This window comes from Variibacter gotjawalensis (assembly GCF_002355335.1).
In the GTDB taxonomy this organism is placed as follows: domain Bacteria; phylum Pseudomonadota; class Alphaproteobacteria; order Rhizobiales; family Xanthobacteraceae; genus Variibacter; species Variibacter gotjawalensis.
The window spans coordinates 4503024-4519615 of record NZ_AP014946.1; the positions used below are offsets into that span (position 1 = coordinate 4503024).

Annotated in this window: 14 protein-coding genes; 4 read left to right on the forward strand and 10 right to left on the reverse strand. The window is 55.1% G+C overall.

All coding sequences use genetic code 11. The features are described from left to right. Nucleotides 1–216: 216 nt before the first annotated feature. Complete coding sequence (locus tag GJW30_RS22050) at nt 217–1191, reverse strand: SDR family oxidoreductase (RefSeq protein WP_096358498.1); 975 nt, start codon at nt 1189–1191, stop codon at nt 217–219. A 207-nt stretch (nt 1192–1398) separates the two neighbouring features. Here GJW30_RS22050 and GJW30_RS22055 point away from each other — a divergent pair, with 207 nt between their 5' ends. From GJW30_RS22055 to GJW30_RS22080, 3 genes are all read left to right on the forward strand, one after another. Continuing rightward, complete coding sequence (locus GJW30_RS22055) at nt 1399–1884, forward strand: DUF3833 family protein (RefSeq protein ID WP_096359005.1); 486 nt, start codon at nt 1399–1401, stop codon at nt 1882–1884. Nucleotides 1885–2228: 344 nt separating this feature from the next. Further along, entirely contained in the window at nt 2229–2543 is a 315-nt protein-coding gene (locus GJW30_RS23265; protein WP_430727087.1) for a DUF6197 family protein, read from the forward strand. Nucleotides 2544–4407: 1864 nt separating this feature from the next. Beyond that, nucleotides 4408–4971, forward strand: coding sequence for a DUF4142 domain-containing protein (locus tag GJW30_RS22080; protein ID WP_096358503.1), 564 nt, complete (start codon nt 4408–4410; stop codon nt 4969–4971). A 1130-nt stretch (nt 4972–6101) separates the two neighbouring features. Here the strand turns inward: GJW30_RS22080 and GJW30_RS22090 are convergent. The 9 genes from GJW30_RS22090 to GJW30_RS22130 form a co-directional block, all read right to left on the reverse strand. Then, nucleotides 6102–6959, reverse strand: coding sequence for a glycosyltransferase family 2 protein (locus GJW30_RS22090; RefSeq protein ID WP_096358505.1), 858 nt, complete (start codon nt 6957–6959; stop codon nt 6102–6104). Continuing rightward, on the reverse strand, nt 6941–7528 hold the full coding sequence (locus GJW30_RS22095; RefSeq protein ID WP_096358506.1) for a class I SAM-dependent DNA methyltransferase: 588 nt from the start codon (nt 7526–7528) through the stop codon (nt 6941–6943). Before GJW30_RS22095 ends, GJW30_RS22090 begins: the two co-directional genes overlap by 19 nt. Beyond that, nucleotides 7512–8246: a PIG-L deacetylase family protein gene (locus GJW30_RS23270; protein ID WP_096358507.1), complete on the reverse strand. Its 735-nt coding sequence runs from the start codon at nt 8244–8246 to the stop codon at nt 7512–7514. The genes GJW30_RS22095 and GJW30_RS23270 overlap by 17 nt, the downstream gene beginning before the upstream one ends. Beyond that, the gene (locus tag GJW30_RS22105; RefSeq protein ID WP_096358508.1) at nt 8219–9220 is read right to left on the reverse strand and encodes an acyl-CoA dehydrogenase family protein; all 1002 of its coding nucleotides are present in this window, start codon (nt 9218–9220) and stop codon (nt 8219–8221) included. Before GJW30_RS22105 ends, GJW30_RS23270 begins: the two co-directional genes overlap by 28 nt. A 139-nt stretch (nt 9221–9359) precedes the next feature. After that, nucleotides 9360–10415, reverse strand: coding sequence for a glycosyltransferase (locus tag GJW30_RS22110; RefSeq protein ID WP_096358509.1), 1056 nt, complete (start codon nt 10413–10415; stop codon nt 9360–9362). Next, a complete protein-coding gene (locus tag GJW30_RS22115) occupies nt 10415–11374 on the reverse strand; it encodes a glycosyltransferase (protein WP_096358510.1) in 960 nt (319 codons plus the stop codon). The genes GJW30_RS22110 and GJW30_RS22115 overlap by 1 nt, the downstream gene beginning before the upstream one ends. A gap of 2 nt (nt 11375–11376) precedes the next feature. Next, nucleotides 11377–12582, reverse strand: a complete 1206-nt coding sequence (locus GJW30_RS22120) for a glycosyltransferase family 4 protein (protein ID WP_245408597.1) — start codon at nt 12580–12582, stop codon at nt 11377–11379. A gap of 170 nt (nt 12583–12752) precedes the next feature. Further along, a complete protein-coding gene (locus tag GJW30_RS22125) occupies nt 12753–14354 on the reverse strand; it encodes an ABC transporter ATP-binding protein/permease (protein WP_130364635.1) in 1602 nt (533 codons plus the stop codon). Nucleotides 14355–14547: 193 nt separating this feature from the next. After that, the gene (locus GJW30_RS22130; RefSeq protein WP_096358512.1) at nt 14548–15309 is read right to left on the reverse strand and encodes an esterase/lipase family protein; all 762 of its coding nucleotides are present in this window, start codon (nt 15307–15309) and stop codon (nt 14548–14550) included. A gap of 826 nt (nt 15310–16135) precedes the next feature. On the opposite strand from GJW30_RS22130, the gene GJW30_RS22800 reads away from it, so the two are divergent. Continuing rightward, nucleotides 16136–16543 (forward strand): hypothetical protein, encoded by a 408-nt coding sequence (locus GJW30_RS22800; protein WP_130364637.1) that lies wholly within the window; start codon nt 16136–16138, stop codon nt 16541–16543. The last annotated feature ends 49 nt before the right edge of the window (nt 16544–16592 follow it).

The window sequence follows — 16592 nt, forward strand, 5'->3', positions numbered from 1 at the left end:
ACGCTCCGCCGGCTTGGGCTAAAACCGCGCCCGAGCCCATCACAGTAGCGGCGAGCACGAGAGCAAATAGTTTTGTCGTTGGCATGCGCTGATTTCCTTTTGATGTTTTAAGTGGAGGGACAAGACAGATAGCAGTAAGGTTGTTCCTACGAAGCCGAATGGGTTGATTTATGTTTGAACTATCGGGAGGCGCCGCAGTGAGATCGGCACAAAGCATCAAATCACACCTGTGCCGCCATTGGCTCCGAACACGCTTCCATCTGTGTAGGTGATTTCGCCGGAGGCTAGCAGGACGTAGAGCGCAGCAAGCTCGGCGGGTTGCCCTGCTCGGCCAAGCGGCGTGTCCTGGCCAAACTCACCCATCGTGCCCGGCAACTGTCCGCCTGCTACCTGGAGTGGCGTCCACACAGGTCCAGGAGCAACCGCATTAACGCGTATGCCCTTATTCGCCAATTGCTTCGCAAGCCCTTTAGTGAAAATTGAAATGCCGCCTTTCGTGGTGGCGTAATCAAGCAGTTCTTCGCCGGGGTTGAACGAGTTGACCGAGGCGGTATTGATAATCGCCGCGCCTGGCTTCATCAGTGGGACCGCGGTCTTGGTGATCCAGAACATGGCGTACAGGTTTGTCTTCATGGTGCGGTCGAATTGCTCGAAGCTGATGTCGTCGATCGACTCTTTCGACTGCTGATAGGCAGCGTTGTTCACCAGAATGTCGATACCTCCCAATTGACGTTCGGCTTCTTCAACTAGATCAATGCAAAATTGCTGTTGCGTCAGGTCGCCAGGAATGAGAACAGCTTTCCGGCCCTCGTCACGAACCAACCTCGCGACGTCTTGAGCATCTGGTTCTTCATTCGGGTAATAATTAATGGCGACGTCTGCGCCTTCTCGCGCGAACGCGATGACTGCCGCACGCCCTATTCCGGAATCGCCGCCCGTGACAAGTGCCTTACGTCCAGCCAACCGGCCTGACCCTTTGTAACTCTTCTCTCCGCAATCAGGGATGGGATCCATGTTGCGTTGAAGAGCCGGCCACTCTTGGCGCTGCTCTTTAAACGGCTCGTTCGTGTATTTGGTTTGCGGATTATCCATTGATTGCGCTCCAGCAGATTGCGTTGTCGAGGCCAATGCACTTGCAACGCCTCCAAGAGAAACGACCTTCAGAACGTCGCGTCGGGTGGACTTGCTCATTGATGATTCCAGCTTTTGCCACTGCTCGGGTCATACCGCGACGCAAGGAGCTTTTTCACAGACGACAAACCGTGTCGGCGCGAGTCGTTCCGTTGCTTCCGAGGCGCCCGAAAACGGTAGTTGAGCTTCGGTCACGCAAAATGCGGTGCGATTAGCGGAACTTGTTCGCGCCGGTTTCCTTTGCAAACGATAACAATGGGTGGCCCGATGAGCACCAAAGACTTTAGCGGCAAACGTCCGCAATTCTTGCCCGAAACGTTCTTTCCCGGACGTCTGGAAGGTTGGGGTATCATCGAAGGGCCGATGGGAGGTCTTCAAAAACGCTTCACTATTGAAGCGGCGGGAGAATGGAAAGAAGCAGCCAGAGTTGTGCGCTTCATTGAGACTTGGAAATTCGACGACGGGTTTAGCGACACGCTCGACTGGCAAATAAGCAAGAAGGCCTCAGGCCGATATGTCGGCGCCGAAAAACATCTTGTAAGCGAAGCCAAGGGTCAGCAGAGCGGATTTGCTTTCAGGTGGCGATACGCGCGCAACACCCCGCAGAAGGGCGGATCGTCGCTCCGGCTCTCCTTCGACGATTGGTTCTACAAGATCGACGAGAACGTAGTGTGTGTTCGCGGTCGTGCCTCTCGATTCGGCTTGCCGCTGCTTTATGCATTTGTGACCTATCGTAAAATAAGTTCAGTTTGAGCTCTACCAATGGTTCTACGCACTAGCAAAAAGCGGCGTGTGAGTATCGCTATCACAGAGGATGACAGCGGCCGCCGTATTGTCACCAAGTTTCAAAATGGCGCCATCGCGGAGCAACCCGTCGCCAGCACACCGAACAAACGAGCAAGATGGAAATTTCGTTATCCTACGTTAGATAAGTCAAAAAAACGCGGGGTATGAGCGCAAGCACCTGGCGAAGATTGTCGACACGCTACCGACCACTCGACTTCAATTGTGCGCTCGATTTCTGATGCGCAATTCGCGACGTGCGAGAACTAACCTCGCCGCTAACTGTTGTTTTGTCGGTAGAGGACAGCACCACTGTGAAAAGTGCCAAACAGCATCTCCAAGCCGCCCGTAAGCTAATCGCGCGTCCGGAAGCGTGGACACGCGGCACTTACGGCCGAGGCCCAGACCGTAAGGCCGCTAGGATCGGCACGGACGAAATTAGTTGTTGGTGTTTGATCGGAGCAATCAAGGCCGTCGATCCCGATAACAGCGAAGAAGCGATGGAGTGGCTCCGGCTTACGCTGCGTTACGAGTACGGCGATTTTATCAGCATTAGCCACTTCAACGACACGCACAGTCATCAAGAAATATTAGCGGCTCTCGATCGCGCGATAGAAGCGACTAACTAGTCATCGCAGCCCGAGCTAAACGACAACGCGTCTCCAACCTCGCCAGCCTCGCTACCGCAGTTCTCCGTTATCTCGAAGCAACTCGAGACGTCAGCATTTCTCTGCGTCCCGCCTTGATTTGAATCTGCCCACCGCAACAGAATGTGATGCCGATCGTTCCATATCCTGCGGCTATTCATTAAAAAATAGCGCTCCGCAAATGCCGGACAGAGTGGCGATGGATGATTAGACACCGACCTAGCTTTGCGGTGGTTAAGATAGCCGACTAACTCTGTAAGCGACTGTTACAGTTGTTCGAAGCAAATCGAAACGTTCTGCCCGGTCCCTGTATTGCCTTGCCAGTCGTAGAGCGTCACATGCGCTGATCTGCGATAGCGAATGCGCTGTCTCATCAAGACGCTTTGCTTCTGACCGAAGCCAATCGGGGCTAGTTTGCAACGTTAGATCGTTCTCGGTCATGCGCTCTCCGAAGCGGACGAGAAAATGCCCGCGCTATTACGGCGCGGGCAAAGTCACTGCGTGATTACGAGCGACCGCCGGATCCCTGGTCACAAGGCCGGAAACGTCCGTATCCGTCGTCGAAGTAGCACTGATTGCGGTTGGCACCGTACGGACGAGACGGTTCGATTTGGCGAGGCGAGTCAACGCGACTGCGCTGCGCGCCTCCGCCCGAATAGCGCTCGCAATCACTCCCCGATCGGTCAGCCGCGCGCTCACACGCAGCACGCGACGCGAAGTTGCAGTTTTGATCGACACACCAGCGCGCGGCATTGGCGGAGCCGATCGCCATACTTGCGAGACTCACGGCGGCAATGCCGCCGATAACAAGTTTGAACATGCGAACAATCCTTTTCCGAAATCGCCCTCGCGCCATGGGACACCTAGGAATAACGCGAGGGCTTCCTGCCGAAGCAGTCATACAGTTACGAATGAAAGGCAGTCCGGTTTCCCTGCTTAAAAATATCTCTGCTTTCGGCGCGCTAGCGCACCACAACACTCGGGCGCCGCTTGCTGCCTTTCGGATCGAACGAGCAAAAATAATGTGGACCAATGTAGGTTAATGCCTGCTGCGGCATTCGCTGCTTCAACGATGTCGGAGCGGGCTTGGACCGCTCTGACAGGAGCGCATCACCGTGCATATGTTCCGCGTCTTTCCGGTTGATCATCACGATCAAATCTGTGGCCCGCCTGTTGGCATATCGACCGACAGCTTGAATGCGGCAGTAGATATCGCGCTTAAACTTGCTCGAGATGGTCCGGTGGAGTTGTGGCAAGGGAACCAGCTTATCAGCGTGATCCGTCTACCTTGCGCGGCATCGCCCACTAGTCAGAAATATCCCCTGCTAAATGCACTTTTGGCCGGGCGACGGCTTAGCAAAGCAAAGGCGCTTATAGAACAATCCGACAGAGCGTCTGACGTAATCAGTAGAGGAAAAAGTCTACGCGAGGCTGCTGATTGCTTGAAGCGTAGCTGAGGTTGCACCAACCGAGCTGTCCAACGTCCATCCGAAAGGAGCTAGCGAGTGAGCAATGTTATCGCCCTCCGGGCCGTGTTCAATACGCGTCAGTTTCACGTGTCCTTTCGGGAAAGTCTTACGAGAAGCTTTTTGCTTCCTCGATATTCTCACGAGGTCTTTACGTTGGCGCCTGTTCGATTGTTTCGATCGAAGAGCGCGAAAGTAGAGTTATCGCTAAACGCGTCCGCCAGCGTAGGGCTCGCTCCGCGCGGCGCGATGATTTCGCCGCTCTCCACTTTGTCATCACGGGTTAGTGTTGCATCGGGCCAAGCGCCACAGCAACTTTCGATCGTCTCACACCCTTGACTGCCATGCTGCGCATTTAGCAGCAGCAACAGGAGAGATTTATGCATCGACGATCGGTTCTCATCGCAATCGGAGCAATCGCAGCGGCGCCTGCGGCGATGGCTCAAGCACCAAACTCAGTTTCAAAAGCCGGTGACGCGTCAAGGCCGCTCGCCAAACCTAAAAACGAGATGGAGTTTCGGATGGGCGTAATCGGTCCAGCGGAACTGTCGCTGGCAACAAGTCAAATCGCGATCGAACGAGCGACCCAGGCCAACGCGAAAGAGTTTGCGGAGTTTGAGCTTGAAGAAGCAAAGACTGTGACAGCGGTTCTAAAGGAACTTGGAACACCGGTCCCCGAAATGGACGCGAAAGCGAAGGCAACCTTGGAGAAGATAAAGAGCGCTGCCAAGGGCCCCGCGTTCGACAAAGCTTACATCGCTGCGCAGCTCGAAAATCATGAGCACCTGCGTGATTGGGCGACGGCTTATCTCAGCGTTTCCGGCTCGGACAAGAGCAATGCGGCAGAAGATCAGGGACGTCACCTCGCTATGCTCGCGCTTGCAACGTTCAAGGAGCACGTCGCGATCACCAAGCGCATCTCAAAAGAATTGACGAAGGCGTAGCGGAAATTTTCACATGAGTTCGCGGCGACTATAACATTGAGGTCGCATCAGAGACTGGATCATATTTTCGGTTGTTGCGGCAACTATCTGCTCGTCATCAGCTGAGAGATAAGACGACGGCTGCAGAGATTCTGTGGCCGTCGTTTTTCGCTAGGCACGCTCATGGCTACCCTCGCCAGTGGTTGCTTGCGAGGGCCACTAGGTCGAATGTCTGCAGTCCCGTGTCATCGATGGAGCTGTTGCCGTCTACCATCAAATCAAAATGATATCGCAGCATTCTGGAGGATGCCTCAAAGGCCCGCCTCCGCGTGATTGCGGAGGAGCAGATTGTTCGGGTTGAGCCCGTTGAGGGCTACCAACCTTTTGAAATCCAAAATGACAACGTTCCCTGGGCCAATGGTGATAAGGTCGCTCTGCTCCCAGGCCAATGGGAAAGTACGATAACGCGCATTGGTGAAACTATGGCAGCCAGCGTTCGTAAGGCGGTGCCTTCGTTGTACTTGTGAAACGATTATGAGCCCGGCTAGAACGTCCCGTGCGCAGATTTCAACCGCCCCGTCCACGAACCGGAAACAAGGGGTCGATGCGAACATTGCCGCTATCGAAAGCAAATTTGGATTCTTAAGTAGCTCTCTAAAGCGTCAAAGGGCTTCGATATTTCGACTCTTTCAGAGCAGCACGCTGCAGCCATTCTGCCGCTTCAGAAAGAAGCTGAGCCTTTCTTTCATGCCCATACGCTGTTTCCGCCATCCGCATCAATTCAAGCGCCTTCGAGCGACATTCAGCTGCTGCTCTTGGCAGCCCTATAGGAAACTGCACTACGTTTGTTGACTGGTTCACTGAGCACCTGATGTGGCAGCACGCTCAAGACATGGCCCTTTATCAAGCCGTCTGACCGCATAAATTAGCCGAGTTGTCTAACTTTTCGAGAAGCGATCCTGCCAAAATAATGGTTTCATGCACTAACATATGTATGCGGTAGCTTCGTTCCAGATCGATTTCGAAATCGACGACAACATGGAATCGAGGTAGTGAATACCTCGGTTAACCCCGATCGATGGCGTTGCTTCCGCCTGAGCCATAGCGCGCCAACTGAGATCAAACACGTGTAGCGCACTGCGCCCGTTGGTCTAAAACTTGCGACCAGTGACATCGACGGCCTGCCGGATTTCGTCGAGAGTGGGTACGCGAAGAAGTTTGAGGGCATCAGAACTACGCTCTATCAACCTCAGTTCAACGAACGCATCAAGCCAATCGCGCATTGGCCAGACGCCCCATTTCGCATAGAACAACTGAGCGTTTCTGATGATGTCGTGGAAGTGGTGTAAAGGCGGATCGATCACACCGTGATGTTGGTGAAAAGCGTATGCACCACCCATGAACATCAGCGGCAAACCTTGCTCCGCGGCGCGATATCCGAAGTCAGTATCTTCACCTCCGTATCCTACAAATTCGTCATCGAAACCGGACAATGCTTCAAACGCATTCCGCCGTATGCCGAACGCCAAGGACCAAAATAATCCAGGGTTTGTCTCGAGACGAAAGCCGTGAGCTGGAAATGTTCGGACGGGATGCATTTCGCTCGATGCAATGAGTGCTCTATCGCTCCAATCGCGGTCTTCGCGCGCGGCGAGATAGCGAGTGTCGGCACAAATGAGTGCATCATGCTGCGCTAAGGCATCATTCATGGCTTCCAACAGCGTCAGCGACGGCACGCAATCAACATCTAGAAACAATAGCTGGTCATTGCGCGCGTTGGCAGCAGCCACATTGCGCGCGCGAGAGAGATGCAATCCGTCTACGGCGACTTGGATTACCCTACTTTGGAATGGCGTGCGGATCTCACCGATAGGCACGTCACTCATATCGACCACGATAAACTCATCCGGCAATCGAGAACTGCGCTGCAGGCCCGCAATCAAATTAAGGAGATGGGCTTCACGGTTTTTAACGATCGTCAGCACACTCATCATAAGCGGCGTTGCCATATATCCAGACGGTATTTCACGTCCCGCTCCTCTGTCTGCACGCAAACTGCGTCGCTCAGGGCTGAATGGAGTTTCGAGACCACATCGTCGCCCGACTGGGGATAGTCCGTCTCGCCAATCCAGTGCACCATCAGAAGATCGCCGCCAGGTGCGAGCAAGCGCCTCAGCTCCGTCGCTGCCAATTGCAAATCAGCATCGTCCCAATAGTAAGCAACTTCCGACAAGACTATGAGATCGTATCGTTCAGCTTGCGGCGCGTCCCGGGGAAATGTCATGCGCTCAAACCGAACATGCCGCTGTAGCACGCATCGCTTAGCCGCCTTTGCCAACGCGATACTGCTTACGTCCACCGATAACAACGACAAAGTTAGCGGCGCAATTTGGCTCGTCAACGTTCCGCCCGCACACCCTATTTCAAAGCCATTCTCATAATTCCGGCCTTTGAGACTACGCACCGTGTGAGCATACTTTGCTTGCTCGTAGCGACTTGTCTCTAGTTGCCAGGGATCCGTTGAGCCTGCGAACATGTCTTCAAAATAATGAGGCGGAAGGCTACGCGATTTTTTCATGCCCGATAGCCCTTGTGTAAAGCACATCGCTTGCAGACATCCGTGCTTTTTCCGGAGAAATCCGAAAACCATCTCCAAAGGCCGGCGACATTTGACTTCGGTGCGCAGCCAACGCCATCTTTCGCCGTCCAGCGTTCATCGCGGCAGTCCGGACGGCGACGTGTGGCTGCGCCGGCAAGCTTGTCGCCCATACGAGGTATTCAGCAAGCACAATGCGGCAACCAGCGCTGCGGACGACATCAAGGGCGAGCGAGAACGCAGCTTGATGATCGCAGTGCGGTTCGTGGGCGGCAGTCACTGCGATCGCGTTGACGTGGTGAGCTCGGCAAATTGCGGCAAGGCGACGAACCGTGGACGCATAGTCTGCAGTAGCTGGCAACAATGGCCGCGCATCAGGCCACCCGAGATGAGTGAGGTGTCCGGAGTACGAAGGTGCCAAATAACGCAACGCGGCCGCTGCTTCACGACGGCGCATAGCCACAAGGCGCGCCCGTGACGATGCATTGACATGGTGATGCGAGCCCTCGCCGTTTGTCAGAATGGCGACGCCAGCCAGCTTTTTGCGGGACGCGGTGTCCGCGATAAGCGCGCCCGCCCCGAGTGTCTCATCATCAGGATGTGGCGCAATAACGAGCCACCGCGCATTCCTAAGGAAACTATCGGACAGAAGAATGGGTAGCGAGCGGGCCCTCACCACAACAAATCTCCATCTCCCCATGCATCGTGATCAAGCCAAGCGATCGCTGCTTGATCACGCGCTTGGTCCGGCCCAGCCTGTCGCAAATATAGCCCGAGGTCGCGAATGATCTTGTCGATACGCTGATCGTCGAACGCACTGCGCGTTCCAACAATGCGCGCCGACAGTTCCATTACATCCAGTGCGCTTCGCTCGACAACGCCACGCGCCATACGCACAACGCTCGGCGCATCGACCGACTCTTCGGCAGCGCGCCGAGCAGCCTCGCGAACCCAAAGATATGCAGTTCTCGCAGACGCGACGGCCTCGCCAAATTTCTGACGCTGCAGTGGATCGGATCGCGCATTGTCCGACATATTGGTTCGGGTTTCAGCCAGAAGAGCTTCAATGCCACCGAGCTGGACCGCCAAAAACCGCCATGCGCCGGCCGTGAAACGTGGTTCAATTGCGTAATCGCCGGGCTTTCCTAAATAATCCTGATTGCCAGGCTCGAAACCACTGACATCGTAAGTTCCGCTCATTGTCGATCGCATTCCGCGAACAAGCCATCGCGACGTATCAGCTCTTTTTCCGACATTTCCCGGAACGGAAATCAATTGGACTTCGCCTTCCGGCGTCCTTGCAGTGATTATCGCGAAATTCAAACCACCGGCTCCCGAGGCAAACATCTTCCTTCCCTCAAGGATGCGGCCGCTTTTTCCGCGGTGGATTTCAACACCGGGAGGCGGTTCAGTCGCCCACACTCCATAGAGCGCTCCCTTCTGGAGTCGATCGTACAACGCGTGTTTTTGAACTGAAGTGCCAAACCAGCCAAACAACTTCATTGCGTTGATGTGGCCTTCGAAAAGACGTCCGAGACTCAAATCAGAGCGACCGACGATACGAAGCACATCAAATAGGCTTGTGTTTTCTTCGAGCGCATCGCGGAACATCGCGCCCCCGCTTTCCGGAGGCGCAAAATGTGCCTGCGCACCTGTTTCGATCAAAATCGCCATACTTTGTTCTGGATAACATGGCGCACGATCGTAAGCGGCACCAAGCCTCACGAGTTCCGAAAATGAAGCGAGCAGTCGGACAATCAAACCCTCGGTGGCTTGATATCGATACGAAGGGTCTGAACGCGCGAGGGGCCTTTCAATTATCGACACAGGTGCATCCTTGATCTGCCAGCTGGCTGAGAAACTGTGCTGCCGAAGCGGTTCCGCGTTCACAATGAAGGCGATACTGAACTTGAGGCCTGATTGTTTCGGCCGCCTGCAAAACTGCGGGCCAGTTCGCCGATGTCGGCCAACTATCAAGAGCTATAGCTGCTCCAAGCGCCGCAAGCCGCTGCGCCTTGAGCGCTTGTTCGCGAAACGGTCTCGGCTGCCATATGCATATGAAAGGTCGGCCTGCAGACATTACGGCGCTGACGAGCCCGTCGCCGGCAGCGCCAATAACAACGCCCGCGTTGCGAAACTCGATCGCCGGATTGTCAACCCATCCAAGCAGCGTGAGGTTCTCGGGAGTGTGCTCCGGCGGCGAAACCGATCCGATCACACGCCACTTCAGCCAGGAGATACTTCGTGCAGCTTGCGCAATTTGCTCACCATCAGCGACCTGTCCACCGTTTCCTTGCACGACAAGAACCGAACCAGCGGCGGGCATCTCCGACTTAAGCCCAGATTGAGTTAGACCAGCGCAATAGCGTGTTTTTGCGCGAACCCACGCCTCGCAAGATGGATCATCGAGATCTTCATGGAATGGTGACAACAGCGCGACAGCCGAACGGAACGCTTCGGAATGTGGAATGTCATTCCTCTCACCAGTGAGCCGAACATAAACAACTGGGGTCGAAGCTAAACGAGCCAGCAATGCAATCTCGACGGAAACGTCGACAACTAGAAGCCGAGGCCGTACTTCACTTATCCAGCCGGTGAGTTGTGCAGCGCGCTTCCGCGTTCCCTCGCGGTGAAGCGGCGCAAAATGAAAGGCGTGGGGTTTATTGCGTTCGCGGTCGACCCCGTCAAACGGTCCAGTAGAATTTGCTCTATCATCAGCAAGGTCGATGCAAGCGATGTCGCCTGTCCGCCCCGCCAATCCAGTGCCTATCATGACAAAACGATCAGGCGCCGCGTTACAAATCGCGAGCGCACGCTGACGATGGCCGTCGCCGTGATGATGAACATAATATCCAATCGGGCTGCGCATTAGTCGCCCGCCATTTCAGCAAGTCGCATATCGTGCGGCATCGGCGGAAGGGTCCGTTCGGCCGCAATAATCTCAGCATCGGATGTCCGATTATCGCGCATACTTCGCCGCCAGCGCGCGCGCTCCAGCCAATGCGCGAAGGCTGGAACCATCAGTTCATGTCCCGCACTAAGCTTGGCGTCCATCGTACGCATCGTCTCCGCCATGCCACCAGCGGCACGACCGTCATAACGCGGCGATACCCTCGTCCAGACCCGTAGGGGATGCACAAGGCGTCCACCGGCCATCACGGCGGCGTCGACAAGCGCTCGATCTTCGCCAATCGGGATCAGCGGAACACCTCCTGCTCTGCGGAAAATGTCGAGCGTCAAAGCCAAGCTCGCGCCGGTGTGATCACCATGACGAGGCGGCGGGTCGTCAGGTCTGAGATCGATCGCGTCTTCGATCTCACGCACTTGCCGCCAATAGAGCGCCCATGACTTTTGCGCACGCGCAGACGCGGATGTTAGTGGCTCGCACTCGTCTAACTCGAGCTTCCCGCCGACGATGTCTGCCCCTGCCGCTATGGCGCGGAGGTTTTCTCTAACCCAATCGAGCGGCGGTCGTGCGTCAGCATCCGTCGTCAGCAAAACTCCGTCGAAGGTCAGTGTCCGCGCACCGAGTTGCATCGCTGCCGATCGGGCAGATCCGGCATGCGCTAGCGATTCTGAAAAAGAGCATCGATCAAGATGGATTTTGAGGCGCCCGCGATGTCGGATACGAGCCTCTTCAATCATCTGATCTGAACGGTCAACGGAGTTATTGAGACAAATCGCGATCGGAATTAATCCGTCGATATCTTGGTCGGCCAAAGCGTTCAATAAAATGGGCAGTCTTTGTTCTTCATCGCGTGCCGGCACGCAAATGCAAAACGCACTGCCAACGTCGGATGTGCGCGGTGTTGCATCACGCGGCCGCATCGTCACGCCAACACGGTTTGTCTGGTTGCGATGTCAGCGTTTTGAACCACATTGATTTTCACCTCTGTCGGTGATGGGCGCGGCTTGGATACGATGTGCGCCTTCGAAGCCGCTCGACCGAAGTGCTCCAGACTTCTTGCACCAGTCTTCGTAGACAGCTGACGATATAGCGCCTCGTAGTCATCGATCATGCGGCTAACGTCGCAACTGCGCTCAGCCATCGCCCGACAAGCTGCCCGATCAAGTGTCTGTGCTTGCTTGGCAGCTTGTGCAAGGGACGCGACGTCATCTTTATTTGCGAGGATGCCGCAGGTCGCATCGAGCAGTTCCGGAATAGCGCCTCTAGCGAAAGCGGCCACGGGTACACCGCACGCTAGAGCCTCGGCAACAACCAATCCATACGGTTCGTCCCAGCATGGCGTGCATAGCGAAGCACGAGCTCCACCAACCAACGCCGCTATCCCTTCATGTTTGAGATGACCTAGGTACACGATTGTCTGAGACAAGGATGGTCGAATTTCTCTTTCGAAATAATCCTCGTCGGAAATCGGGCCGGCAATACGCAATTCGGCGCCGATCGCACGGCAGGCCGCGATGGCAAAGTGCAATCCCTTTTCCGGGACGATGCGTCCGCACCAGACCAGATATGGTTTGCTGTCAGGCGCGGATTGAAAGCGAAATCTGTTCAAGTCAATGCCATTGAGGATCACGCGGCTTATTGGAACGACTGGCGTCCACGAAATCCTGATGGAGTTCGAAACCGCCACGAATGAAGCTTGAGGGCTACGACACAAACGGATTCCACTCTCCAACCAGGAAAACGGAGGCGTATGGAGCGTCGTCACGATTGGCATTGGCAGAACGTCGGCCATCGCTACGGGTAAATAGTGCAGCGAATTGTTATGGATGATGTCGAAATCGCTAAGCCGCAAACGATTCATTAGACTGAGATACGCGTGATGTTCCTGGAAAAACGCGTGATCCGGCGCTTCCGCAAGTCCTACCTCCGAGATCGATGTCTCATCGCAGATAGGTTCTAGATTGGAGCCGGGATCAGAATGTGTGGAAGCAAAAATAGTAACTGCATGCCCTCTGCTGACGAGCTGCGACTGCAGCATGTGCGTGTGCATCTCTAGTCCGCCGGCAAACGGCTCGCCGATAGGATGCTTCAAATGCGCGATGATTCCGATACGCAGGACTGACTCCATTCATAGCGCAGCAAAGCCGCTTATCAGCGCGATCATGCTCAGGGTTTTGGATTGGATGCAGCGCGCCGCTCGGAGCGTTCATAAAAGCGCTGGACGTAAAGCGCCGGGGCAACAGACGATACAATCGATTGTTCCGTGGGGTAACGAACTATCAGCGCAGGGCTCACCAGCTAGATTAACGTGTCGGTCAATACGGCGCCGCCGTCCGCCTTTGTGACAGTGATTTTTCGCAAGTGGAAAGCGTCCAAACTGGGGCGATGGCCAACGCTGATGACAGTAGCAGCTTGAAAGATCTCTTCGCGAAACAGTGCTAAGATTGAAGCTTGACTCTCTTCATCGAGAGCGGATGTCGCCTCATCCATCACTATGACGCTCGGGCGATGAAGCATTAAGCGAGCGAAAGCTACTCGCTGACGCTCTCCTCCGGACAACGTCTGGTCCCATCGATACTCTTCGTCCAAACGATGAGCCATGTAACCGAGCCCGACGCGTGCTAAAGCGGACGCCACCTCAGTATTAGTCGTCTTTAGATTTTCTCGCGGATAAACTATTACGTCGCGCAGCGTACCAAGCGGTAGATATGGCTCTTGGGGGAGAAATGAAATGTGTGCGCTATGCGGGACGGCGATAACGCCAGAACCCCATGGCCACAAACCTGCGAGCGCTCGAATAAGGGTGCTCTTCCCGGATCCGCTTTCCCCAACGATGAGAACCTTATCGCCGGACTGAATCCTGAACGAATTTTCCGCGATCAACGGAGAACCGTCAGCGAGGTCGATACGCAACCGCTCCCAGTAAATCGTGCTAGCGGAACTGACACGTAGCTCAATACGAGACGCAACATCTTCGACGCGCCTGTCGATCCCATCTAGCGCCGCTTGCAGTTCTTCGACGCGAGCGACCGAAGCGAACCATTCAGCCAATCGAATCAGATTATCGACAAACCAGATGAGCGCTGCCTGCACTGCCATGAACGCGGCGACGATTTGCATCACAGCGCCCAGCGTAACCGCGCCCGACAGATATTTTGGCGCGATCAGGAGAAGCGGAACGATTGGAAACAGGGCACTGTTGGCATTCAACACCAACGCGACAATACCCTGTTGTTTGATTACGCCGATCCAAGCCGAAATAACGCGACCGTAATTGTCCATGACGGAACGGCGTTCATCTTCGTCGCCACGGATGAGCGCGATACTTTCAGCATTTTCGCGAAGTCGTGTCATTTCGGCGCGAAAGCGCGCCTCAGCTTCGTTCTTAGCGATGATGCGTTGGACCAAGGGCCAACCGGTGAGGTAGGCGGCGTAGGATGTCGCAGCCGCGTAGCCAACTGCGGCGAAGGCCATGTAGCTCGGGATAACGAACTCGGTTGAACCAAGATGAAAAGTCGCCGATCCAGCTACGTGCCATAGAATAGCGGCGAACGTGATTGCGCTTGTCGCCGCAGTTATCAGGCCGATCGCGAATTCGACTAGCGGCTCAACAGATAAGCGTCCGTCTTCAGCAATTCTGTATTCGGGTGCAGGCAACTGGGGAGCCGAAAACTGCATACGATAGTATCGCTGATCCCCGATCCACGAGCTCGTGAGTTGCCCGGTGATAAACTCTCGCCAACGAAGCTGAAGTGTCATTCTGCTTAAAAGTAGGCCGGTCAGCATTAGCGCAGCCATCACGACGATCGGAGGTAGCCACGCAGCAACACTCCAAGCTGCTGAATGATCGCGCCGCTCCAAAGCATCAAAGAAGTAACGATTCCACGCGTTGATACTCACGGCTACCGTAAGCTGAGCGCAGATAAAAAAGGCGACCGCGGCGGTGAGTGACCAAGACAATCGAACCGTCGGGCCGGACCAGAAACCGGTTGCCAGCTTTAGAAAGCTCCGCCTTGCAGAGCGAGCGCGTATCACCAGACGGCCCGTGACATCAGCTGATCAGACTTTCGCGTACGCGAGCGGTCTTCGCCACTCATGCGCCGGGATAAAAGTACTTTGTCCAACCAGAACGATCGAACGGCTTCCACTCTCCTTCCGGCAATAGCAGGCGATCAAAGACGACGTTCATCACTGACGGGTTGTGCCCCAGCCCGATATGGCTCCCCCATACCTCGACGCTTTCTGCGTGAGCTCCGGCAGGTTCGACGCAAGATTGCCAGGCGCACACACCATCCGACTTACTGTAGATCGCAGTTGTCGGTACCGGCGGCGTCTCGTGCAAAGGACCAGCGTGATGATCATAAGCCTCCCGCGTCGCTGCGGGATTAAGGCGCTGATAAATCCAATAGGCATTCGTACTCGTCGGCTCACCCGCGAACGGACTCCCAAGGGTGATGACCGATCGAACGTGGTCAGGAACAACTTTGGCTAGTTGTCGTGCATAGAGACCGCCGAGACTCCAGCCAACCAAGCTGACTTTTTTGCCGTGCTTCGCGTGGAGGACGCGAATTTTTGCGAGCATTCTATCCTCGGTGCCCTGGCGGAGCCCGCAGTTACGTCCTTGTTGCCAACCATAAGCAACAAACCCGCGAGCATTTAGCTCTTTGCGAATAAGACGCGTCGACTCATCGCTGGCAAGCAATCCCGGAAGTACGAGCACGGGATGTCCATCTCCTTTTTTGAACGGAAGAAACGGAGTGGACACCGCAAGAAATGCCAGCTCTTGGATAGCTCTCATACCCTCCAACGCCAACAGGAGCTTGGATGGCGGAGCACCGGAGTACAAAACGTTCATGTATTTTCCTGCGGTCGGGGCGAACGCATGACAAGCAGGCCAGCAGCGCTTTGTTCCTTTTTAGGCAGTGGCGCGTTTCGTCGTTGGGCGTCCGTACGTAAACGCTCTTATCCGCGAGTTCCGGGCGTTGCTTGAGAGCCGGATGACAGCGCGCGCGGAAACATGAAAGTAATTTGCCGCCTGAGAGGCACTTAGTCGCTTCGCACTACGCCGAGAAATACACACCTACTCCTACGGCACTTTGATCAGCGAAAAATCAAGAGGCGCAATTGCTCCCCAAGATCATCAGTGCACTGCTGAGCATGCTCAATATAGATTTCGAAATGCCAACGTAGGTTAATGCCTGAGCCTTGATGTTTCACTGACCGCCGGCTTGCTCGATCACCGGATGCAAGACACTGTCCCGCATCGTGATGTCGTAGATAACCATTAGCGATTTTTAGATTATCGCTCGCCGCATAATTTTCGTTCGGCGTAGTGCAGACGCGTGGACGCGGAACGTCATTTGCCACGGGCGCGCATCGTCGTCTCCTGTTTTGAAGCGCTTAGCGCGCCCGACACAAATGCCATTCGCCTCCGAGCATTTTAATTTCGGAAAAGCTCGAAGGCCAACAGAAGGGCCGCGCATGGGATTGGGCAGCAGCCGAAAGCGTGTCAGCACGCTCTCCGCAACAGCGCCTCAACGTTAATCTATATCAATGCGCTACCGTACATAGTGATGCAGGATGGCCAGGGACTTCGAAAGTTCGAGAGTGCACGGTCGCCGCACGAATGCGCACATGCGCGACGGCGGGATCGCTGCCCACATCCCCAAGTGGAGCATCGGATGCCTGGCAAATTCCGAAAGATGGTTGATGGTAAGACCACCTACGAACCGGAGGGTTCAACGGGCCTACGAGCTGTCGCCAGGAATCTTTTAGCTATGGCGGCGCATCTCGGCGATACGCCATCCAGCTTGAGAATGAGAAGCATTGCGCATCGTTATCTTCTATTATCGGAAAACCTTGAAAAAGGTAGCGCCGCTAGTGAAGCTCCAGCTGCCGCACCGAACGGGCCGAATGCCGACTTATTGCGCGCTCGCGCACGAGAAATCTTCGCACTAGCTGCGAAAAATCCTGAAAAGCAGTGGCAACGGACCAAGCTGCTCGCCAATCAGTATTTGCGCGAAGCTGACAAACTTGATGCTGCCGAGAAAGTCGGTAACCCGCAATTTGACGTTCTCATTCGCTTGTAGACATAGGAGCGAAAGCTGAACGATCGCTCATTCGTGAGCGTTATCGCCG